Source organism: Thermomonas mangrovi (assembly GCF_028201335.1).
Lineage (GTDB): Bacteria > Pseudomonadota > Gammaproteobacteria > Xanthomonadales > Xanthomonadaceae > Thermomonas > Thermomonas mangrovi.
On record NZ_JAPEVV010000003.1, the window covers coordinates 152,299 to 173,225 of the forward strand.

Below are 20,927 nucleotides of genomic sequence, written 5' to 3' on the forward strand. Positions count from 1 at the left end.
GAGAGGATGCGGCCCTCTCCCCCGGATGACCGGCATGACCCCGACCCGACACGCACGTTGGCCGAGCGCCCTCGCCACCGCCATCGCCCTCGCCGCCTGCACCGCCCAGCCGACCCCGCCGCCGGCCGACCCCGCGCCTGCACCTGCCGCGGCTCCGGCGCCTGCGACGCCCCCTCCGGTGGCGGCCACCGAAAGCGCGCAACCCGTGCTCGGCCCGCAACCGGTGCGCGCCTGGGGCACCGGCCCCGATGGCAGCGCGCTCGCGCCGATGGACGAGGCGCATGCCCCGCTGGCGGCGGAAGGTCGCGACGAGAACGCGGCCCCGACCACCACCGGCAAGGCCGGCATCCTCCGCGCGCAGGTCCTGCTGCTGCGTGCGCATTACTCGTCCGGCGAGATCGACGGCCTGTCCGGCAGCAACCTCGCCAAGGCCGTGCGCGGCTACCAGCAGCAACAGGGACTGCCGGTGACCGGCAGCCTCGACGCGGCCACGTGGCAGGCACTGAACCAGGACAGCGCGCCGGTGCTGGTGACCTACACCCTGACCCAGGCCGACATCGACGGCCCCTACCTGCCCACGCCGGGCAAGGTCGAGGACAAGGCGAAGATGCAGCGCCTGGTCTACCAGGACATCGGTGAAATGCTCGGCGAGCGCTTCAACAGCAAGCCTGACCTCATTCGCGCGCTCAACCCGGATGCCGATTTCGCCAAGGCGGGGACCACGCTGGTGGTGCCATACACCCGGCCCGCACAGCAATTGCCCAAGGCGAGCCGCATCGTCGTCGACAAGTCGGATGCAACCCTGCAACTGCTCGACGGCGATGGCAAGGTCATCGCGCAGTTCCCGGCCTCCACCGGCTCCAGCCGCTTCCCGCTGCCGATCGGCGACTGGAAGCTCACCTCGGTGGTGCAGGATCCGGATTACCGCTACAACCCCGACCTGCTGGTCGGCCAGCCCAAGGATGCCAAGCCGGCGACCCTGCCACCGGGCCCCAACGGGCCGGTCGGCATCGTCTGGATGGGCATCGACAAGCCGCATTACGGGATCCACGGCACGCCGGAGCCCGGGCAGATCAGCCGCACCCAGAGCAGCGGCTGCGTGCGCCTCACCAACTTCGCCGCGCAGGCGGTCGCCACCGCGGTCGAGGTCGGCACCCCGGTCACCTTCCGGGAGTGAGAGTGAGGATGCGCGACGTTCGCCGCCCACGCGGGGGGGTCTTGCGCGGCGCGCTGCTGTTCGTGCTGGGCGTGCTGGTCGGCGCGAACGTGGTGTACTTCGTGCTGACGCGCACACCCGCGGCCACCGGCATCGCGCCAACGCCAACGCCCGGGACCGACGCCGCGGCGGCCGACGGGGCCGCCCCTGCCAGCGCCGTGGCGCCCATCGAAACGCCGCCCGTGCCCCCATCGCCCGCATCGCCGGCCGAATCCCCGGCCGTGTTGCCGGCGACGACCACCGACGCCACCGGCAGCCTGCTGATCCCGGTACAGGGCATCGCCGCCGCGGCCCTGCACGACACCTTCAACGATGCCCGCTCGGAAGGCCGCCGCCATGACGCCATCGACATCATGGCGCCCGCCGGCACGCCGGTGCTGGCGGTGGCCGACGGCCGCATCGAGAAGCTGTTCCTGAGCGACCGCGGCGGCATCACCCTCTACCAGTTCAATCCGGCGCGGACGCGGGCGTACTACTACGCCCACCTGCAGCGCTATGCCGACGGCATCGCCGAAGGCCAGGCCTTGCGTCGCGGCCAGGTGCTGGGCTACGTGGGCGCGACCGGCAATGCCGATCCCTCGGCCCCGCACCTGCATTTCGCGGTGTTCGCGCTGGGCCCGGAGGCGCGTTGGTGGGAGGGCGCCGCGCTCAATCCCTATCCGATGCTGGTACCCGGGCGCGGCTGATCGGTCGCCCGGCAGCAAACCACACCACGCCATCGAAGTCAGGCGTGGGGACCTCCCGTGGCGGGCACGCCTTCGCCTGACTCCGCCAAGGCGGCGATGACCTCGCCGTGGTTCAGCACCAGCATCTCCGGCGGTTCGCGCACGATCCGCTCGGTCGCCACCTGCACCGGCGCAGGCGCGACATCCAGGAACGCCGCCACCCGATCGCAGACCGACTGCGGCGCCGCCGCCAGGTCTTCGTAGGCGATCCGGATCGAGGGATGCCGCGCGAATGCCGCCGCGAACTCACGGGTGCGACGCCTCGTCTCCGCGACATCGCGCAGCAGGTCCGGGATGTCGATGGCGAACGGCTGGATCGCCGGCGGCGTCCCGCCCGCGGGCACGTTGGTCACCCCGGTGTGGCGCAACACGATTTGATGCGAGAGGTACCGACGGAGCAGGTCGCGCCGGTCGAGGAACACGATGCGCAGGTCGATGTCGGCTTCGACCAGCGCGCGCACCTGGCGCCATTCCGAGCGCACCAATTCGTCGTATTTCAGCTTGAACCCGACGGCTTCGGCGCCATGCGCCTCGGCGAAGCGCGCCATCGCCGCCGCAGGGTCCCGGAAACGCTGCACCTCCAGCGCATCGCGATCCGCGGGCGCCAAACCGGCCAACGGGCCATCCACGCCGACCATGCGCGCGCCCCAGACTTCGCCATGCACCAGCAACCCGGGATGCGTACGCAAGGTGCGCACCAACATCGTGCTGCCGGTGCGCGCCGCGCAGGCAATCATGAAGCGGCGAGCGGGACGACTCATCGACCCCGCCATGGGGAGCGGCAAGTCCGATCGCAACGACTCACGGCATGGGCTCGCCGACCCGCTGGCGCGCCAATGCATGCAGGATGCGCAGGTCCTCCGCGTCGAAGGCGGCCTGCGGGTCGTCGCCGTCGTCGCGGGCGCGGTAGTGGCGATGGAAGGCGCGCACCGCCGCGGCGCGATCGTCGAGCGGGTACCCGATCGCGGCCATCGCCAGCCAGGGATCGAACCCCGCCGGCGGGTCCACCAACGGACCGCGCGGCCACAGCCCGTAGCCGGCCTCGGCCAGGCGTTGCCAGGGGAACTGCGCGCCGGGATCGACCTTGCGCCGTGGCGCGAGGTCGGAATGGCCGATCACCTGCGATTTCGGGATCGCCAGGCGCGTGGTCAGGTCATCGAGCAGGCGCAGCAGGGCAGCCAGCTGTGGCTCGGTGTAGGGCTCGCCGCGGGCGTTGTCGATCTCGATGCCGATCGACGCCGAGTTCAGTTCGGTCATCGTGCCCCAACAGCCAGCGCCGGCCTGCCAGGCGCGGTCGCCGTCGGCGACCAGCTGGTAGATGCGGCCATCGTCGCCGACCAGGTAGTGCGCGCTCACCGGCCCCTTGCTGTTGCGCGTGCGCAGCGTGTGCAGGCTTTCCGCGGCCGACTGCTGCTCGGTGGCGTGCAGCACGATGAGTTGCGGCCGGCGCGCATCGAAGTTCGGCGACGGCACCCATTCGGCGAGCGGATTGCGTTGCGGGGCATGCGCGCATGCCGAGAGCAGCAGGACGAGGGCGGCGAACGCCAGCGGCAAGCAGGAACGCGATCGAGTGTCCATGCCTGCATTGCAGCCGCAACTCGCCGGCGATGCAAGAAAAAAAGCGGGCAGCGTTGCCGCTGCCCGCGCGTCGCCGGAGGGGAGGGAGACCCGGTGACTTCAAACCATGCTTAGGCCTCGTACGCGGCTTCGCCGTGCGAGGTGATGTCCAGGCCCTCGCGCTCGGCTTCCACGCTGACCCGCAGGCCGACGGTCGCCTTCACGATGAGGTAGGCGACCAGCGCGACCACAGCGGAGATGCCGACTGTGATGAGCACCGCCTGCGCCTGGATCCACACCTGCGCGCCGATCGCGTATTCGCTCGACGCGGTCTCGGTGACGTAGTCCCAGATCCCGGCGCCACCCAGCGCGGGCGCCGCGAACACGCCGGTGAGCAGCGCGCCGCTGATGCCGCCGACGCCATGCACACCGAACACGTCCAGGCTGTCGTCGGCGCCGAGCAGCTTCTTCAGCCCGCTCACGCCCCACAGGCAGGCCACGCCGGCGATCGCGCCCATCGCCAGCGCGCCGTTGAGGCCGACCAGGCCGGCCGCCGGGGTGATCACCACCAGTCCGCCCACCGCGCCCGAGGCCGCGCCGAGCAACGACGGCTTGCCCTTGGTGATCCACTCGACCGCCGACCAGGCCACCACCGCCGCGGCCGTCGCGAGGAAGGTGTTGACGAAGGCGATCGCCGCCACCCCGCCGGCTTCCAGCGCCGAGCCTGCGTTGAAGCCGAACCAGCCGACCCAAAGGATCGAGGCGCCGACCATGGTCTGGGTGAGGTTGTGCGGCTTGATCGCCTCGCGGCCGTAGCCGGTGCGCTTGCCGATCACGTAGGCGCCCACCAGCCCGGCCACCGCGGCATTGATGTGGACCACCGTGCCGCCGGCAAAGTCCAGCGCGCCCTTGGCCCACAGGTAGCCCGACTTCGCGAGCACGCCGGGCACCGCGTCGGTGCTGGTGAACGCATCGGGGCCGGGGAAGAACCAGACCATGTGCGCGACCGGAAGGTAGGCGAAGGTGAACCACAGCACGGTGAACAGCATCACCCCGGCGAACTTCACGCGTTCGGCGAACGCGCCGACGACCAGCGCGCAGGTGATGCACGCGAACGCGCCCTGGAACACGAAGAACGCCAGCTCGGGGATGTACACGCCCTTGGTGAAGGTCGCGCCGATCGAGGCGGCATCCAGTCCGGCGGCGAACAACCGGTCGGTGCCGCCGATGAACGCATTGCCCTCGGTGAACGCCAGGCTGTAGCCGTACAGCGCCCACAGCACCGCCACCAGCGAGAACACCGCGAGGTTCTGGATCAGGATCGACAGCACGTTCTTCGACCGCACCAGGCCGCCGTAGAACAACGCCAGCCCCGGCAGGGTCATGAAGATCACCAGCGCCGCCGAGACCAGCACCCAGACGGTGTCGGGCTTGCTGATCGTGGGCGCGGGCGGTTCTGCTTCGGCGACGGCGGCGGCGGGCGATTCGGCGGGCGCAGCCTCGACGACGGCGGGCGCGGCAGCCTCCGTCGTGGTCTCGGCGGGGGTCGCCTCCGGAGCCGGCGCGACCTGCGCCAGCGCGGGCGTCGCGAATGCCGCCACCGCGAACGCCGCGACCAGCAGCAGGGCATGCAGCCGGGCAGGCCACCCGGCGCGGGAACGGGTCTTCATCGGAACCTCCTGGATGTGGTCAGAGCGCATCGGCGTCGAGCTCCCCGGTGCGGATGCGGATGACCTGGTCGAGGTCGATGACGAACACCTTGCCGTCGCCGACCTTGCCGGTGCCGGCGGCGCGGCTGATCGCCTCGAGCGCGGCATCGAACATCTCCGCGGTGACCGCGGTCTCGATCTTGAGCTTGGGCAGGAAGTCGACGACGTATTCGGCGCCGCGGTACAGCTCGGTGTGGCCCTTCTGCCGCCCGAAGCCCTTGACCTCGGTGACGGTGAGGCCGGACACGCCGACCTCGCCGAGCGCCTCGCGCACTTCGTCGAGCTTGAACGGCCGGATGATGGCGGTGATCAGTTTCATGCAGCCTCCTCGGTCAGAACGCCTTGGTCACGGTGAGCGCGAACGTGCCGTCCGCGATGCGGTGGCCGAACGGGTTGGTGTAGAGCGCGTCGTCGGCGTCGGTGTCGGTCCACGCCGCGGCGACCGAGAAGCCGTTGTCGAAGGCCTTGGTCACGCCCAGCTTCCAGTCGCTGTATTCGAACGCGCCGTTGCCGTCGATCCACTGCTTGCCGGCATGCGCGGCAAGGCTCCAGCCGCCGTCGAGGGCGAGCGTGGCGTTGAGGTCGAGATAGCCGCTGCCGCTCGAATCGACGTAGCCGAACAGGTCGGTCACCGCATGCGAGTACTTCGCGCCGAGGCTGAGCTTGTCGCTGGCGGCGACGGTCAGGCCGGCATAGACCTCGGCGGTGTCGGCGCTGTTGAAGCCGCCAGGGAAATCGCCGGGATAGGCGTAGTACAGCAGGCCGACGTCGTAGCTGACCGCATCCGAGAACTTGCCGCGATAGCCGCCGTAGACGTCGAGCTCCAGGCTGCTGGAGATCGGCGCGGCGGTGGTCGACAGGTCGGAGAGCCAGCTCACGTTGCTGCCCCAGGCCCCCGCGTAGAACCCGCCTTCGGAGGCGAATTCGATCCCGCCTTGCAGCGCGGGCTTGCCATCGGTCTGCGACACGCCGCGGAAGACGTAGTCGCTGGTCAGCGCGACGCTACCGGTGGTGCCGGCGTGCGCGCTGGTGGCCACGGCCATGCAGCCGCAGAACAGGGCCGCGAGCGTGCGCTGCACGCCCTTGCGGCGTTCCCCCATGGAACGGATATCGGACGACATGACGCAGGCTCCTCATCGAGATGAAAGCCCTCCCCGGTCATTGGTGCCGCACTTGCGTGTCGCGTGGTCCCGCCCGGCCGCGTCGCGACCGGCGGCATCGGCCCGTTCCCGCGGGCCGTGCCATGCGCCTCTCGTCCCTGTTGTGGTGGCCGCCGTTCCGTGGCGCGTGGATCGCCCGTGCCCCGCGGCGCGCGAGGCCGGGCCTGCCCCTGGTGTCAGATCGCGTAGTACATCTGGTATTCGAGCGGGTGGGTCGCCGCGCGGAACTTGGTGACCTCCTGCATCTTCAGCGCGATGTAGCCGTCGATGAAGTCGTCGGTGAACACGCCGCCGGCCTTGAGGAAGTCGCGGTCCTTGTCCAGCGCTTCCAGCGCCTGGTCCAGGCTGTGGCAGACCTGCGGGATGTTCTTCTCTTCCTCCGGCGGCAGGTCGTACAGATCCTTGTCGCTGGGCGCGCCCGGGTCGATCTGGTTCTTGATGCCGTCCAGGCCGGCCATCATCAGCGCGGCGAAGGTCAGGTAGCCCGACTGGATCGGGTCGGGGAAGCGGATCTCGATGCGGCGCGCCTTCGGGTTCGACACCCACGGGATGCGGCACGAGGCCGAGCGGTTGCGCGCCGAGTAGGCCAGCATCACCGGTGCCTCGAAGCCCGGGACCAGGCGCTTGTAGCTGTTGGTGCCGGAGTTGGCGAACGCGTTGATCGCCTTGGCGTGCTTGAAGATGCCGCCGATGTACCACAACGCCAGCTGCGACAGGCCGCCGTAGCCGTCGCCGGAGAACAGGTTCTGGCCGCCCTTGGCCAGCGACTGGTGCACGTGCATGCCGCTGCCGTTGTCGCCGACGATCGGCTTGGGCATGAAGGTCGCGGTCTTGCCGTTGCGGTAGGCGACGTTCTTGATGATGTACTTCATCGCCAACAGTTCGTCGGCCTTCTTCACCAGGGTGTTGAACTTGGTGCCGATCTCGCACTGGCCGGCGGTGGCGACTTCGTGGTGGTGGACCTCGACCTCGATGCCGACCTGCTCGAGCGTCTTGCACATCTCCGCGCGCAGGTCGTGCAGCGAATCGGTCGGCGGGACCGGGAAATAGCCGCCCTTCACGCCCGGGCGGTAGCCGCTGTTGCCGCCCTCGACCTTGGCGCCGGTGTTCCACGCGGCTTCCTCGGAATCGATCTTGAAGAACGTGTGGCCCATGTCGTTGCCGAAGCGCACGCCGTCGAAGATGAAGAACTCCGGCTCCGGGCCGAAGAACGCCTGCTCGGCGATGCCGCTGGCCTTGAGGTAGGCCTCGGCGCGCTTGGCGACGCCGCGCGGGCAGCGGTTGTAGCCCTGCATGGTGGCCGGGTCGAGGATGTCGCAGGTCAGCACCAGGGTCGGGTCCGCGTAGAACGGATCGAGGTAGGCGGTGGACGCGTCCGGCAGCAGGACCATGTCGGATTCGTTGATGCCCTTCCAGCCGGCGATCGAGGAGCCGTCGAACATCTTGCCGTCCTCGAACAGGGCGGGCTCGACGATGCTCGCGGGGAAGGTGACGTGCTGCTCGACGCCGCGCATGTCGACGAAGCGCAGGTCGACGTACTCGACCTTGTTGTCCTTGATGAGTTTCTCGACGTGTTCGAACGACATGGGTGGCTCCGACGGAATAGGGGTGGCGATGCATTCCCTAATGCAACCTCCGTGCCAACACCCAAGCCATTGATTTGATTAGATTCGCATCGTGCATTGCAGCATTTTTGCGCCGATACGGTGCTAAATAAGACGGCATTGCACCAGATTGATGCATTCGCGGGCTGCGCTATCCTGCCGCATCCCAGGGACGGCCCGCCCGCATGAACGACCTGCTCGCCGCGCTGCTGCTCGGCATCATCGAAGGGATCACCGAGTTCCTGCCGATCTCCAGCACCGGCCACCTGCTGATCGCCGAGCGCTGGCTGGGGCACCGCAGCGACCTGTTCAACGTGGCGATCCAGGCCGGCGCCATCCTCGCGGTGGTGCTGATCTACTGGAAGCGACTGTGGGGGATGCTGGTCGCGTTCGCCGGCCACGACGCGCCCTCGCCCTACGACCCGCTGGGCATCACCGCCACGCCCGCGCAGTCGCGCGACTACGCCTTCAAGCTGCTGGCCGCGTTCGCGGTCACCGCCGCGGGCGGGCTGCTGGTCAAGCAGCTCGGCTGGGAATTGCCCGACACCGTGCGCCCGATCGCCTGGGCGCTGATCATCGGTGCGTTCTGGATGGTCATCGCCGAGCAGCTGGCCGCGCGCCGCGCCGCGCGCGAGGGCGAGCGCACGGCGATCTCCTGGACCACCGCGCTCCTGGTCGGCGTGGCGCAGGTCGTCGCCGGCGTGTTCCCGGGCACGTCGCGTTCCGCCGCCACCATCTTCGTCGCCCTGCTGGCCGGCACCACCAGCCGCGCCGCGGCGACCGAATTCGCCTTCGTGGTCGGCATCCCCACGATGTTCGCCGCGACCGGCTACGAACTGCTGTCGCTGGCGCGCCACGGCGGCATCGGCGAGGAGGACTGGGCCTCGCTCGGCGTCGCCTTCGTCGCTTCCGCGGTCACCGCCTTCGTATCGGTGAAGTGGCTGCTGCGCTACATCCAGAGCCATCGCTTCACCGCGTTCGCGATCTACCGGCTGCTGTTCGGCATCGCCCTGCTGCTGTTGCTGCCGGCCAACGCCTGAGCGTTCACGCGGGCGTAACGATTCGCCCCGTTGCATGGGCCATCCACGGGAGGCTCCTCCGATGAAGCGACTCTTGCTGCTTGCGCTGCCCCTGCTGCTGGCCGCTTGCCCCGCCCGCCAGGCCGCCACCGACGTGGCCCCGCCACCGCCGCCGAACGCCCCCACGCCGCCGCCGGCACCGCAGGCCCCCGACCTGGCCGCGGAGCTGCCGCGCTTCCACTGGCGCCTGCAGGACGCGACCGATGCGTCCGGCAAGCGCATCGATGCCCTGTTCGCGCGCACCGAGCTGCCCCTGCAGCTGGACTTCCGCGACGGGCGCATCGCGGTCGCCAACACCTGCAACCGGATGATGGGCCACTACGCGACCAGCGCGGGCACGCTGACGGTGGAGCGCCTGGCCTCGACGATGATGGCCTGCGTCGATCCCAAGCTGATGGCGCTGGACCGCGAAGCCGGCGCGCGCCTGCAGGGGCCGCTGGCGATGGGCCTGGTCGCCGGCGATGCCCCCGGGCTCACCCTGCGCAACGCCGCGGGCGACCAACTCACGTTCGCCGGCACGCCGACGCCGGAAACGCGCTACGGCGGTCCCGGCGAGCGCATCTTCCTCGAAGTGGCGGCGCAGACCGCGGCGTGCAACCACCCGCTGATCCCGGACATGCAGTGCCTGCAGGTGCGCGAACTCAAGTACGACGACAAGGGCCTCAAGGTCGGCGACCCGGGGCCGTTCGGCAACTTCTACGCGACCATCGAGGGTTACACCCACGAGCCCGGCGTACGCAACGTGCTGCGCGTGGATCGCTACGAGATCAAGGACCCGCCGGCCGATGCACCGTCGCAGGCCTTCGTGCTGGACATGGTGGTGGAGTCGGCCATCGAGCGCCGCTGAACGCCGGCTCAGCGGTTCAGCGTGTAGGTCCCGTACAGCGCGGCTTCGGCCAGCACGTGGCCGTGCATGGCACGGAAGGCGTCGCCCGCGGTGAAGCCCGGCGGCAACCCGAGGCCGGCGACGTCCAGCGCGAAGAGGCGGAAGAAGTAACGGTGCTCGCGCAGGTCATGGGCCGGCGGATACGGTCCGTCGTAGCCGAAGTACTGCCCGCCCATCGCCGCATCGCCGGCGAACCAGCCGGTGTAGTCGTTGAGCCCGCGCACCCCGCCCGCGTCCGCGCCCGCCGGCTTGCCGCCGGCGCTGATGCCGTCGCTGCAGCTGCCGGCGGCGATCTCGCGCAGGTCGGCCGGCAGGTCGGCGACCACCCAGTGCACGAAGTCGCCACGCGGATGCTCGACCGGGATCGGGGTGCCGGCATCAGCGACCAGCGCGCCGTCGGTGGGCGCATCGGGATCGATGCACAGCAGGACGAACGCGCGCGTGCCTGCGGGCACCTCGTCCCAGGCCAGGTGCGGGTTGCGGTTGCCGCCGAACCCGCCGGGCGCGCCCATCGCGAATTCGGCCGGGATCGGCTCGCGGTGGCCGAAACTGTCGCTGCGGATGCGCATGGGGACTCTCCTGTCGTGGCGTGCCGCGATTCTACGATCGCGACGATCGCGTCGGTCGCCTGTGCGCGTCGGCTCAGTCGCGGTCGAGCAGGCGCGCGGCCACCCAGCGCTCCGCGTAACCGTCCAGGCTCGCGCGTTCGATGAAGCCGCAGTGGCCGCCGTGGTCCGCCAGTTCGAGGTCCACCGCCGGGTACTCGGCGATCGCCGCGAAATCCGCGACCGGGATCACCGGGTCGTCCGCGGCCATCAGGATGTCGGCCGGCACCGGCAGCGCGCGCAGGCGCCCGCCGGCCACCGAGTAGCCCTCGAAATAGTCGTCGATGGTCGCGAAGTCGGTGTGCCGCAGCACCATCCATTCGGTGAGCGCGCGCATCCGCAAGCGCAGGACCTCGTCGGCGAAGCCGTGTGCCTGCGGGAACAGCGCGCGCTTGCGCGCCAGCGAACGGCGCCACTTGTGCTCGAAGTAGCGCAGGTAGATCGGCAGGCCGTCCTCCATCTGCCGCATCGTCCGCGCCGGGTCCAGCACCGGGCAGACCGCGGCCACGCGCTGCAATGGCAAGCCCGCCGAGCGCGCCCGCAGGCCAAGGCGCAGCGCGAAGTTGCCGCCGAGCGAATAGCCGGCCACCGACAGCGGCCACTGCGGCCAGCGTTGCGCGACCCGCTGCGCGGCTTCGACCACCTCGTCGATGCGGTTGGAATGGAACAGGCCTTCGTTGAGGTGGTGCGAGGCGCCGTGGTCGCGGAAATTCAGGCGGAACACCGCCGCACCGGCCTGCAGCAGGCGCGCCGCGGTCAGGCGCATGTAGTTGGAATCGGCGCTGCCTTCCCATCCGTGCAGGAGCAGCACCAGCGCCCGCGGCTCGCGTCCGTCGGGCATGCTGGCCACGCCCTGCAAGCGGATGCCGCCAGCCAGGTCGAGCACCACCGACTCATGGCGGGCCGGTGCCTGCCGCAGGCGGCGACGGGCCTGCAGCGCGCGCAGCGGACTCGACGACAGCACCGACTGCACATGCGGCCCGCGCAGCGCCGCGGGCGGCGCGAACGCACTGCGGCGCAGGCTCATGCCACGGCCATCGCCTGCGCCACCCGCTCGCGCGCGGTATGCGCGATCCCGCGGCGGCCGGCGTGCTCGGCGTGCAGGATCGGCTCCAGGAAGCACACGCGAGCGGGGCGCGCAGGCTCGCCGAGCAGGCGCACGAAGTTGGCCATGAAGCTCTCGCGCGGGGCGAAGGCGACGATCGGCTGCGCCTCGCACCCGGTGCCGTAGCACAGCGCCACCGGCTGCACCGGCGCATCGGCTTCGACCGCGGCGGTGAAGATGCGCGCATGGAACACGCCGAGCGCGGTGCCGTCGCGGGTGCCGCCCTCGGGGAAGGCGGCGACCGCGCGCCCGGCGCGCAGGCGCTCGCGCATCTCACCCATCACCTGGCCCAGCGAATCGGCGTTGCCGCGGCGCAGGAAGATCGTCTCCGCCTGCGCGGTCAGCCAGCCGACCAAGGGCCAGTCGCGGATCTCCGACTTCGCGATGAAGCCCATCATGTGCTGCGAATGCAGGGCGATGATGTCGATCCAGCTGATGTGGTTGGCCACGAACAGGGTGCCGCCCGCGAGCGGCGTGCCCTGCCGCTCGACGCGCATCCCGAACACCCGCAGCAGGCCGCGCGCCCACCAGCGGATCGCCGCATGCGCCGGCGCGCCGCCACGCACCATCAGCACCATCACCACCGGCAGGTGCACCAGCACGTGCCAGGCCAGCATCGGCAGGCGGTAGAGGTAGCGCAGGGCGCGCAGCAGCGGCTCGGCGGGGGACGTCGCGCTCATGCGGCCACCTTAGCGGACGAGGGTTAGAGCGGTCAGCCTAGGCGGCCGGCGCGGCGCCGGACGCCGGCGGCCGCGGCAGCACCGCCAGGGTCAGGCGGCTGATGCAGACCGGGTTGCCGGCCGCGTCCTCGATCGCGATCTCCCACACCTGGGTGCTGCGCCCGAGGTGCAGCGGTCGCGCGGTGCCGGTCACCAGGCCGCTGCGCACCGCGCGCAGGTGGTTGGCATTGATCTCCAGGCCGACCACCGCATGGCCACCGGCCATCAACATGCCGGCGCTGCTGCCGAGGGTTTCGGCGAGCGCGACCGAAGCACCGCCGTGCAGCAGCCCGTAAGGCTGGTGGGTGCGCGCATCGACCGGCATGGTCGCGCGCAGGTAGCCGTCGCCGAGTTCGGTGAAGACGATCCCGAGGGACGCCATCAGGGTCCCGTCGGAACGCGCGTTCAGGGTGTCGAGGCTGGTGCCCTCCGGCCAACCCGGGGCCGGCTCAAGCGCCATCCGACCTCACCACTTGAACACGCCGGGGCGCCAGCCGCGCCCGGCGTAACCGCCACGCAGGCCACCCTCGCGGGCGTAGCCGCTGCTGTCGCCGTAGCCATGGCCGAAGTCGCGGGCGCGACGGTGGTGCATGCGCTCCATCAGCTCCTCGCGGCGGCCGTCCAGCCAGTCCGCGCGGCCGACCTCGGCCGGGTCCACGCCGCGGCGCTTGGCTTCGTGCTCGCGGAAATCGCAGAAGTCGTCGTACGCGTCCAGCTCGTGCTTCAGCTCGCGCACCGACAGTTCGATCATCACCGCGTCGTCGAGGAAGCCCAGCACCTCGACATGGTCCGGGATCACGTCCTGCGGGTCGGCGAAGTAGACCAGCGAAGACAGCACGCGCTGCTTGTCGGCCTCGGGCAGCGACCAGCCCTGGTCGCGGACCATCGCGATCATGTCGTCCAGGCGCAGCAGGCGGGCCTTGATGAAGTCCGGGATGTGTACCTTCTGCGCATCGTCGAGCAGGGCGGTCGCGGCATTGATGATGTCCGCCTCGCTCTTGCCCTCGGCGGACTTGCGCGAGCGCTCCATGGCCGCCTGGAAATGCGCGAGGTCGCGGTCGTTGAGCTCGAAGTTCAGGGTGATCGACATGGTCGGCGTCCTGGCGCGCGAAAAGTGAGACCGGCAGCCTAGGGCGCGGGCGGGTGGCCGTCAATCGGACCGGGGGCCCATCCGCGGCCCGCGCGGCACGGGCTAGAGGATCGGCGACAGGCCCGAGCCGAACGCGGTGAACACGCGCACCCCCAGCCACTTCAGGCCGAGGTCGACCTCGGGGAAGTCGCCGACCGGCTGATGGCAGCGGCGGAAGTCCTTGTCGAACGGCGACGGCGGACTCTCGCAGCCCGGGCCGGGCACGAACTGGTAACTGGTCGCGTACTTCACCGGCCACAGGTCGAAGATCGGCATGCGCTCGGAAATCCGCGCGAGGGTGAACTCGATGCCCGGCAGGATCGGCGACGAATCGCGGCGCCCGATCGTCCAGGCGTTGCCCGGGGCCATGTCGCGGCGGATGCTCCCGGCCAGCGCGCGGGCGAACGCGGGATCGTCGACCACCACCGCGCTCTCGGTGTTGAGGGTGTCGCCGCGCGGATCGAAATTGTGGGTGCCGACCACCCCGACCCGCTCGTCGACCACCATCGACTTCGCGTGCAGGCCCAGGCGCATCCCGGCGCGCTCCAGCCGCACCGGCATGCCGCCCGAGGAGAACGGCGAATGCCGCGCGCTTTCGCTGTCGGGGGCCGTGCGCAGGCCGCGCTTGGCCAGCCGCCGTTCGCGCAGGCTGGGCCGGCGGGTGGGCACGGCGGTCTCCGCCTCGGCGGCATCGAGGTCGAGGCCGGTGGCATCGAGGGCGATCGGTGCATCCGCCGGGAACGGCTTGAATTCGTGGATCTCGAAGCCGAAGTCGCGCAGGTAGCGCCGCTTGTACTTGTACGAGATCGCGTAGGCGATGAAGGCGTCCGTCGAGGCCAGGCTGTTGGTCGAGACCCGCACCCGCGGCGCCGCCGGCTGCTTGTGCAGGCTGCGGAACAGGCGTTGCGCCGGCTTCGACAGCACCAGGTAGGGCGTCTGCAGCAGGACTTCGCCGCGGGCGTCGGCGATCAGCGTGCGCAGCGCATCGCTGGCCGGATCCACCTGCGCCGCGGGGGCATCGTCGCGGTGCTTGGCCGGGCCATCGGCGATGAAGGACACGCCGGCGACCGCCAGCGCGGGGGCCACCAGCCGCTCGCGCACCTGCACGGGATCGTCGGCAAGGGTGGCCAGGGCCGCGACCCGCTCCGGCCGCCGGTAGGCCGGCGGCTGCAGGCGCGGGGCGCCCTGCGCGCGCAGGGTGCGGGCGACGTCGCCCAGGCGCTCGGCGGGCACGCTGCGCGGCGAGGCCCAGAACGCGGCGAAGTTGGCGGCCATCTCGCGCGCCACCGGGCCGGCGACCAGCAGGTCGCGGTCGCGGAAGTTGTAGCCTTCGCCCCAGTCGTAATAGTCGTCCTGGTAGTTGCGGCCGCCGGTGACCGCGATGGCGTCGTCGACCAGCAGCAGCTTGCTGTGCATGCGCCGGTTGAGCTGCCGCCAGCAGCAGGCCGAGGCCACCGCGTACATCGGCATCGACAGGCGCACGCGGTCCAGCACCGGGTTGTAGATGCGCAGTTCCAGCCCGGCATGCAGGGACGCGACCGCGGCCACCGTTTCCACCTTTTCCAGCGCAGCCAGCTGGTCCAGCAACAGGCGCACGCGCACACCCCGCGCTGCGGCCGCCTGCAGTTCGCGCAGCACCAGCCAGCCGGCGTCGTCCTCGTCGAAGATGTAGGTCTGCAGGTCGATGCTGCGGCGCGCGCTGCGGATCATCGCCAGGCGGGCGACCAGCGCATCCGGGCCTTCGTCGAGGATGCGCACGTAATGGCGCGGCGCTGACGGCGTGGATTCGGCGAAGGCGCGCGCATCGAGCTCGCGCAGCGGGCTGGCCTGGGCGCAGGCGTCGGCGGCGTTGCAGTCGATCGCGGTGGCGCGGGCATCGATCGCCACCTGGGCGCCGGCGGCGCGTTGCGCGGGCCCCAGGCTGGCGCAACCGCTGACCAGCAACAGCACGGCCACCGCAAGCGCCGCGCGCAGGCGAAACAGGCTCATCCGTGAGCCGCCGGGGTGGTCAGGGCCACCAGAATTGGGTGAGCGCCGCGATCCCGGGTTCGATCGCGGCGTCCACCGGCAGGCGCAGCACCGCGATGCCGCCCGGCGGCATCCCGCGGTAGTCGCCCGACTGCCCGCTGTGCATCAGCGCGGCGAGTTGCTCCAGGCCGGGGTTGTGGCCGACCAGCAACAGGCACTCGGCATCGCGCTGCGTATCGACCAGCGCCGCCAGGGTGCCGGGGCTGGCCTCGTAGATCGCCGGTTCCAGCGTGGCCGGCGCGCCCCCGATGTCGCCTAGCGCCGCCAGCGTCTCGCGGGTCCGCGCAGACGGCGAGCACAGCACGCGGTCCGGCAGCAGCCCGTGCTCGCGCAGCCAGTCGCCGGCCGCGCGCGCTTCCTCGCGCCCGGTGGCGGACAGCGGGCGGTCGAGGTCTGGCTGGCCCGCGCCGGCGGCGTCGGCATGGGCATGGCGGAGCAGGATCAGGTCGCGCATTCGGGGTCCTTGTGTGGGTCTTGCGGGTCGTGTGGATCAGGTCGATCGCGTGCGGCCGGCGCTCAGCCGCGCTTGTCCAGCCAGTGCAGCAACGGCTCCCAGTCGGCCTGGTGCTCGCGCACCTGCGCCGAGTGGTAGTCGAACAGGCTCTTGCCGAGGCCGGTGAGGACCACGTAGGCCTGGCTGTCGCGCAACTGCGCGACCAGCGGGAACGGCCAACTGCGGAGGACCTCCATCGCCTGCTGGCTGGCATTGGTATGCGGCTTCAGGCGGTTGCCGACCAGGCCCAGCCGCAGCTTGCCCTTGCGCACGCGGGGATGCCGGCCCACCGACTCGAGGAAGCGCACCGCGGCCTCGATGTCGAGCGCGGAGGGCTGCACCGGCACCACCAGCGCGTCGGCGACGTCGAGGAACGGCTCCAGCTCGCGCTCCATCGCGCCGGCGGGGGTGTCGACCACCACCCGCTGGGTGTCATCGGGCAGGTGCTTGCGCCAGGACTTGCGGGTGCCGTCCACCGGCAGCACCGCCGAGGCCATCCCGGCGCGGCGTTCGCACCAGCGGGTCGCGGAGCCTTGCGGGTCGGCGTCCACCAGCGCGGTGCGCAGCCCGCCGGCCGCGGCCTCCGCCGCGAGATGGGTGGCGATCGTGGTCTTGCCGACGCCGCCCTTGGAACAGGCCACCAGCCAGGTCTTCATGCGCGGACTCCGTCGTGGGCTGCCGCTAGCGTACACGCAGCCGGGAGCGAGGCGCGCCGGCCGCGTTCAGGGCGCGGGCCAGCGCCCGGCCACGTGCAAGCGGAGGGATTCGGCGGCGGTCGCGACATCGACGGCCGCCGGCAGGATGGCGGCCCATTCGCCATGGCGACCCGCAGCCTCCAGCGCCGCAGCGCGTTCGGCCAGCTCCACCGCGCCGACCAGTCGCGCGGCGCCCTTGACCTTGTGGGCCTGGCGGGTCAGCCCGGGCAGGTCGCCGGCGGCGCGCAGGTCCTCGAGCAGGGCCAGGTCTTCGCGCGTGCTGCCCAGGAAATCCTCGAGCAACAAGCGGGCCTCCGTCGCGTCGCCGCCGGTGAGGTCGTCGAGCACCGCCGGGTCGAGAATCGGCGCATGCGCCAGCTGCGGCAGCTCGGCGGCGGCCGCGCGCGCGTTGTTGCTGGCCTGGATCGCCGCACCGTCGGCATCGGTCGCGGGCGCGGCGCCGACGGTATGCGGCAGCCAGCGCTGCAGGCAGGCGCCCATGGTCTGCAGGCCGACCGGCTTGGCCATGTAGTCGTCCATGCCCGCGGCGAGGCAGCGTTCGGCCTCGCCCTTCAACGCGGATGCGGTGAGGGCGACGATCGGCGTGCGTGCCGATCCGCGCGCGCCCTCTTCCTCGCGGATCGCGCGGGCCAGCTGGTAGCCGTCCATGCGCGGCATGTGCACGTCACTCAACACCAACGCATAGCGGCCGCTGCGCCAGCGCGCCAGTCCCTCGATCCCGTCCTCCGCCGCTTCCGATGCGTAGCCGGCCAGGGCCAGCTGGCGCTGGATCACCTGCCGGTTGGTCGGGTGGTCGTCGACCAGCAGCACCAGGCTGCGTTCCCGTTCGGCCTGCTCGACGCTCGGCAGCGGCCGCGGCGCGAAACCGGGGACCTTGCGGCCGGGGCCCGCGAGCTCGGGCAGCTCCGCTTCCGGCGCACGCGCCAACCGCACCACGAGGCGCATGGTGGTGCCCACCCCGGGCACCGACTCCATGTGCACGTCGCCCCCCATCAGCTCGGCCAGGCGGCGGCTGATCGCCAGGCCCAATCCGGTGCCGCCGAACCGCCGCGTGGTGTCCGCCTCGGCCTGGGAGAACGGCTGGAACAGGCGCGCCTGCGCCTGCTCGCTGATGCCGATCCCGGTATCGGCGACCGCGAACACCAACAGGTCGCTGCCCATCGCGCCATCGGCGGGATCGTGGGCGCGCAACTGCAGCGAGGCCACCACGCTGCCGCGCTCGGTGAACTTCAGGGCGTTGGACAGGAAGTTGCCGACGACCTGCCGGAGGCGGACCGGGTCCGCGTAATGGGCAGCGGCGATCGCGGGATCGACCTCGCAGCGCAGGGTCAGGCCCTTGCTCGACGCCGAGCCGGCGTGGTTGGCGGTGACGCTGCGCAGCAGCTCCGGCAGCGAGGTCGGGACCGGCTCGATCTCCAGCCGGCCGGCCTCGATCTTCGAGAAGTCCAGGATGTCGCCGATGATCCGCAGCAGGGCCTCGGCCGAGGCCTGGACCACGTTGAGCGCGCGCCGCTGCTCCACGTCGAGCGGCGTGTGGGAGAGCACTTCGATCATCCCGGTCACCCCGATCATCGGGGTGCGGATCTCGTGGCTCATCGCGGCCAGGAACGCGCTCTTGGCCTGGTTGGCCTCGCGCGCCCTCGCCTCGCTGTCGCGCAGGGCGCGCTCGAGCCGCTTGAGCGCGGTCAGGTCGGTGGCGACCGCCAGCAGGCCGACCATCGCGCCGGTGTCGTCGCGCATCGCCGACAACGCCAGCAACACCGGCAGGGTGCGCCCGCGCTGGTGGCGGAGCACGAACTCGCGCGGCGGCTCGCGGTGCTGGGCCAGCGCGCGCAACGCGGTCCAGTCGGCCGCGACCGGTTGGCCGTAAGCATCGGCGAGCGACCGCGCGAGCGCGCGCAGCGCCTCCGGATCGAGGATCGCATCCAGCTTCTCGCGCCCGAGCAGCGATCCCTCCGGCCAGCCCAGCAGCTGCTCGGCGAACGGGTTGACCTGGGAGAACACGCCATCCTCGTCCACCGCGAAGATCGCGGTCTGCGCGGCCTCCAGCAGCAGGCGCTGGAAGTGCTCGCGGCGCTCCAGCGCGACGCGCACGCGGTCGTTGCGCATCAGCTGGTCGGTCAGCTGCCGCTCCACCCGCTGCACGTGGCTGCGCATGCGCAGGAAGCCGTCCAGCACCTCGCCCAGCTCGCCGGTCGGGCGGAACCGCGGCTGCGCCGAATAGTCGTGGCCCTCCATCCGCCGCGCCAGGTCGGCCAGCGCCTCGACCCCGCGATACCCGTTGCGCAGGATGCGGCGCCCGAACATCACGACCAGCAGCAGGCAGGCCACGGTCAGCGCGATCCGCGCCCAGCTCAGCCAGCGGCCGTGCGCGAGATCGGCCCGCACGACATCGTCGGCGCGCCGTTGCGCGTGGTCGGCGATCCGCTGCAGGCGTTCGGTCAGCGGGTCCATCGCCGGGTACAGCTCACGGTCGGCGAACCGGCCCAATGCGCGCACGTCGCGCGCCGCCATCGCGCGGCGGAGGTTGTCGACCGCGGCATCGGCGCGCGGCCGCGCCTGCAGGGCCTGGTCGAGCAGGGCGCGGTCGTCGAAGCCGAAGCGGTCCGCCTGCAGCGCGCGCCATTCGACGTCGGCGGCGAGGCGGGCGCGGTCCAGCCGGGCCACGCCCTCGTCGAAGTCGATCAGGTAGTTGCGCACCCGGAAGGTGGTGTCGACGACATCGCGCCCGTACGCATCCGAGAGCCGGCGGATCCCGCGCATGCCCGCGAGCACGTCGTCACGCATCCGCACCAGCGATTGCTGCGCGAAGTGCTGGCCGACCTCGTCCAGGACCAGCACGAGGGCACCGGTCGCCAGGAACAGGCCGAACAGACCGAGCAACTGCTGGCGCAGGCCGAAGCGGGACAGGTCAAGCCGCATGCGCGCCGCCCCGGGCAGCCATGCCGACGCGCCCGGCCGGGCTCAATGCGCCGGCCGCCGCCACCGCGCGATCGCCGCTTGCAGTTCGCTCCCGGGGACCGGGCGCGCGATCAGGTAGCCCTGGGCGATGTCGCAACCGAGCTCGGCCAGCATCTGCCAGTCCTCGACCGCCTCGACGCCCTCGGCGACCGTGGTCAGCCCCAGCTTGCGCGCGAGGTCGAGGCTGGCTTCCACCACCGCACGCTGGCGCGGCTGCGCATGCGCGCCGGACACGAAGCCGCGGTCGATCTTGAGCTCGGTGAACGGGATCTGCGAGAGCTGGGCGAGCGAGGAGTAGCCGGTGCCGAAGTCGTCGATCGACAAGCCGAACCCCTTGAGGCGCAGGCGCGCCAGCAGGCCGAGGCCGCGCGCGGCATCGGACATCACCGAACTCTCGGTGATCTCCAGCACCACTTCGTCGGGCGCGATCCCGTAGGCCTCGACGATCGACTGGTAGCGATCAGCGGCAGAGGGGTCGGCGAGCGCCATCGGCGAGACGTTGACCGAGATCTTCAGGCGGGTGCCGCCGCCATCCCAGCGCTGCTTCCAGCGACACGCCTCGTCCAGCATGCGGTCGGTCAGCGCATTCGCCAGCCCGCCCTGTTCCAGCAAGGGCACGAACGCCTGCGGATGGACCAGGCCGCCATCGCGGCGTTCCCAACGCGCCAGCGCCTCGACGCCGATCACCTTGCCGTTGGCGAACTCCACCTGCGGCTGGAACCACGCAACCACTTCACCCGCGCGCAAGGCCGAGGCCGCGGATTCGAAATCCACGTCGCCCGCCGCATCGTCCGGCTCCTCGCCCGCGTGCTCCTCGAGGCGGAGCAACGCGCCTTCCAGCTTCTCGCGGGTCAAGGGCTTCTCCACGCTGCCCAGCACGCGCAGGCCATAGGCGCGGGCCATGGTCTGCACCGTGTGCAGCAGGGCCGGATCCAGCGCACTGACCACCACCACCGCGCGCGCCAGGCGCTCCTGCGCGATGTGGCCGATGCATTCGATGCCGTCCATGCCGGGCATGTCGAGGTCCACCAGCACCACGTCCGGCGGCACCTGCTCGCGGCGCAGCAGTTCCAGGGCGTGCAGCCCGTCCGCCCCTTCCATCACCTGCGCCACGCCGAGCTCGCCGAGCAGGCGCAGGGCGATCCGGCGCTGGAAGCCGTGGTCTTCGACCACCATTACCCGCAACTCCGACCAGCCCATGCCGATCTCCCCCCGGACGCAGGCGCAAGGACGCA

20 protein-coding genes are annotated in these 20,927 nt (G+C 71.2%); 4 read left to right on the top strand and 16 right to left on the bottom strand.

The features are described from left to right. Positions 1-34 precede the first annotated feature (34 nt). Both ON759_RS07265 and ON759_RS07270 read left to right on the top strand, forming a co-directional pair. Positions 35-1,177 carry a L,D-transpeptidase family protein gene (locus tag ON759_RS07265; RefSeq protein WP_271679702.1) on the top strand — a complete coding sequence of 381 codons (1,143 nt, stop codon included), beginning with the start codon at positions 35-37 and terminating at the stop codon, positions 1,175-1,177. Positions 1,178-1,185: 8 nt separating this feature from the next. Then, on the top strand, positions 1,186-1,902 hold the full coding sequence (locus ON759_RS07270) for a M23 family metallopeptidase (protein WP_271679703.1): 717 nt from the start codon (positions 1,186-1,188) through the stop codon (positions 1,900-1,902). Positions 1,903-1,940: 38 nt separating this feature from the next. Here the strand turns inward: ON759_RS07270 and ON759_RS07275 are convergent, their stop codons facing one another. From ON759_RS07275 to glnA, 6 genes are all read right to left on the bottom strand, one after another. Continuing rightward, on the bottom strand, positions 1,941-2,702 hold the full coding sequence (locus ON759_RS07275) for a hypothetical protein (protein ID WP_271679704.1): 762 nt from the start codon (positions 2,700-2,702) through the stop codon (positions 1,941-1,943). A gap of 40 nt (positions 2,703-2,742) precedes the next feature. Then, the gene (locus ON759_RS07280) at positions 2,743-3,519 is read right to left on the bottom strand and encodes an N-acetylmuramoyl-L-alanine amidase (protein WP_271679705.1); all 777 of its coding nucleotides are present in this window, start codon (positions 3,517-3,519) and stop codon (positions 2,743-2,745) included. Between the two features lie 110 nt (positions 3,520-3,629). Continuing rightward, complete coding sequence (locus ON759_RS07285) at positions 3,630-5,168, bottom strand: ammonium transporter (RefSeq protein WP_271679706.1); 1,539 nt, start codon at positions 5,166-5,168, stop codon at positions 3,630-3,632. 19 nt (positions 5,169-5,187) lie between these two features. Beyond that, the gene (locus tag ON759_RS07290; protein WP_271679707.1) at positions 5,188-5,526 is read right to left on the bottom strand and encodes a P-II family nitrogen regulator; all 339 of its coding nucleotides are present in this window, start codon (positions 5,524-5,526) and stop codon (positions 5,188-5,190) included. Between the two features lie 13 nt (positions 5,527-5,539). Next, on the bottom strand, positions 5,540-6,328 hold the full coding sequence (locus ON759_RS07295) for a TorF family putative porin (protein WP_271679708.1): 789 nt from the start codon (positions 6,326-6,328) through the stop codon (positions 5,540-5,542). A 215-nt stretch (positions 6,329-6,543) separates the two neighbouring features. Further along, positions 6,544-7,953, bottom strand: a complete 1,410-nt coding sequence (glnA, locus tag ON759_RS07300; RefSeq protein WP_271679709.1) for a type I glutamate--ammonia ligase — start codon at positions 7,951-7,953, stop codon at positions 6,544-6,546. A 203-nt stretch (positions 7,954-8,156) separates the two neighbouring features. Between glnA and ON759_RS07305 the strand changes: the two genes are divergently transcribed. Then, positions 8,157-9,011: an undecaprenyl-diphosphate phosphatase gene (locus tag ON759_RS07305; protein ID WP_271679710.1), complete on the top strand. Its 855-nt coding sequence runs from the start codon at positions 8,157-8,159 to the stop codon at positions 9,009-9,011. 61 nt (positions 9,012-9,072) lie between these two features. Beyond that, entirely contained in the window at positions 9,073-9,897 is an 825-nt protein-coding gene (locus ON759_RS07310; protein WP_271679711.1) for an META and DUF4377 domain-containing protein, read from the top strand. 8 nt (positions 9,898-9,905) lie between these two features. On the opposite strand, the gene ON759_RS07315 is transcribed toward ON759_RS07310, so the two are convergent. The 10 genes from ON759_RS07315 to ON759_RS07360 all read right to left on the bottom strand — a co-directional run bounded on the left by ON759_RS07315 (position 9,906) and on the right by ON759_RS07360 (position 20,892). Beyond that, positions 9,906-10,505 carry a YbhB/YbcL family Raf kinase inhibitor-like protein gene (locus ON759_RS07315; protein ID WP_271679712.1) on the bottom strand — a complete coding sequence of 200 codons (600 nt, stop codon included), beginning with the start codon at positions 10,503-10,505 and terminating at the stop codon, positions 9,906-9,908. Positions 10,506-10,578: 73 nt separating this feature from the next. After that, positions 10,579-11,562: a YheT family hydrolase gene (locus tag ON759_RS07320; RefSeq protein WP_271679840.1), complete on the bottom strand. Its 984-nt coding sequence runs from the start codon at positions 11,560-11,562 to the stop codon at positions 10,579-10,581. 2 nt (positions 11,563-11,564) lie between these two features. Further along, positions 11,565-12,326, bottom strand: coding sequence for a lysophospholipid acyltransferase family protein (locus ON759_RS07325; protein WP_271679713.1), 762 nt, complete (start codon positions 12,324-12,326; stop codon positions 11,565-11,567). A 37-nt stretch (positions 12,327-12,363) separates the two neighbouring features. Continuing rightward, a complete protein-coding gene (locus tag ON759_RS07330; RefSeq protein WP_271679714.1) occupies positions 12,364-12,825 on the bottom strand; it encodes a hotdog fold thioesterase in 462 nt (153 codons plus the stop codon). A 6-nt stretch (positions 12,826-12,831) separates the two neighbouring features. Further along, positions 12,832-13,455, bottom strand: a complete 624-nt coding sequence (locus ON759_RS07335) for a YkvA family protein (protein ID WP_271679715.1) — start codon at positions 13,453-13,455, stop codon at positions 12,832-12,834. Positions 13,456-13,557: 102 nt separating this feature from the next. Further along, positions 13,558-15,483, bottom strand: coding sequence for a phospholipase D family protein (locus tag ON759_RS07340; RefSeq protein WP_271679716.1), 1,926 nt, complete (start codon positions 15,481-15,483; stop codon positions 13,558-13,560). Between the two features lie 19 nt (positions 15,484-15,502). Beyond that, complete coding sequence (locus tag ON759_RS07345; protein ID WP_271679717.1) at positions 15,503-15,976, bottom strand: SixA phosphatase family protein; 474 nt, start codon at positions 15,974-15,976, stop codon at positions 15,503-15,505. Between the two features lie 62 nt (positions 15,977-16,038). After that, entirely contained in the window at positions 16,039-16,671 is a 633-nt protein-coding gene (locus ON759_RS07350; protein ID WP_271679718.1) for a ParA family protein, read from the bottom strand. A gap of 66 nt (positions 16,672-16,737) precedes the next feature. After that, positions 16,738-19,653 (bottom strand): ATP-binding protein, encoded by a 2,916-nt coding sequence (locus ON759_RS07355; RefSeq protein ID WP_271679719.1) that lies wholly within the window; start codon positions 19,651-19,653, stop codon positions 16,738-16,740. A 42-nt stretch (positions 19,654-19,695) separates the two neighbouring features. After that, positions 19,696-20,892, bottom strand: coding sequence for an EAL domain-containing response regulator (locus ON759_RS07360; RefSeq protein ID WP_271679720.1), 1,197 nt, complete (start codon positions 20,890-20,892; stop codon positions 19,696-19,698). Positions 20,893-20,927: the final 35 nt, after the last annotated feature.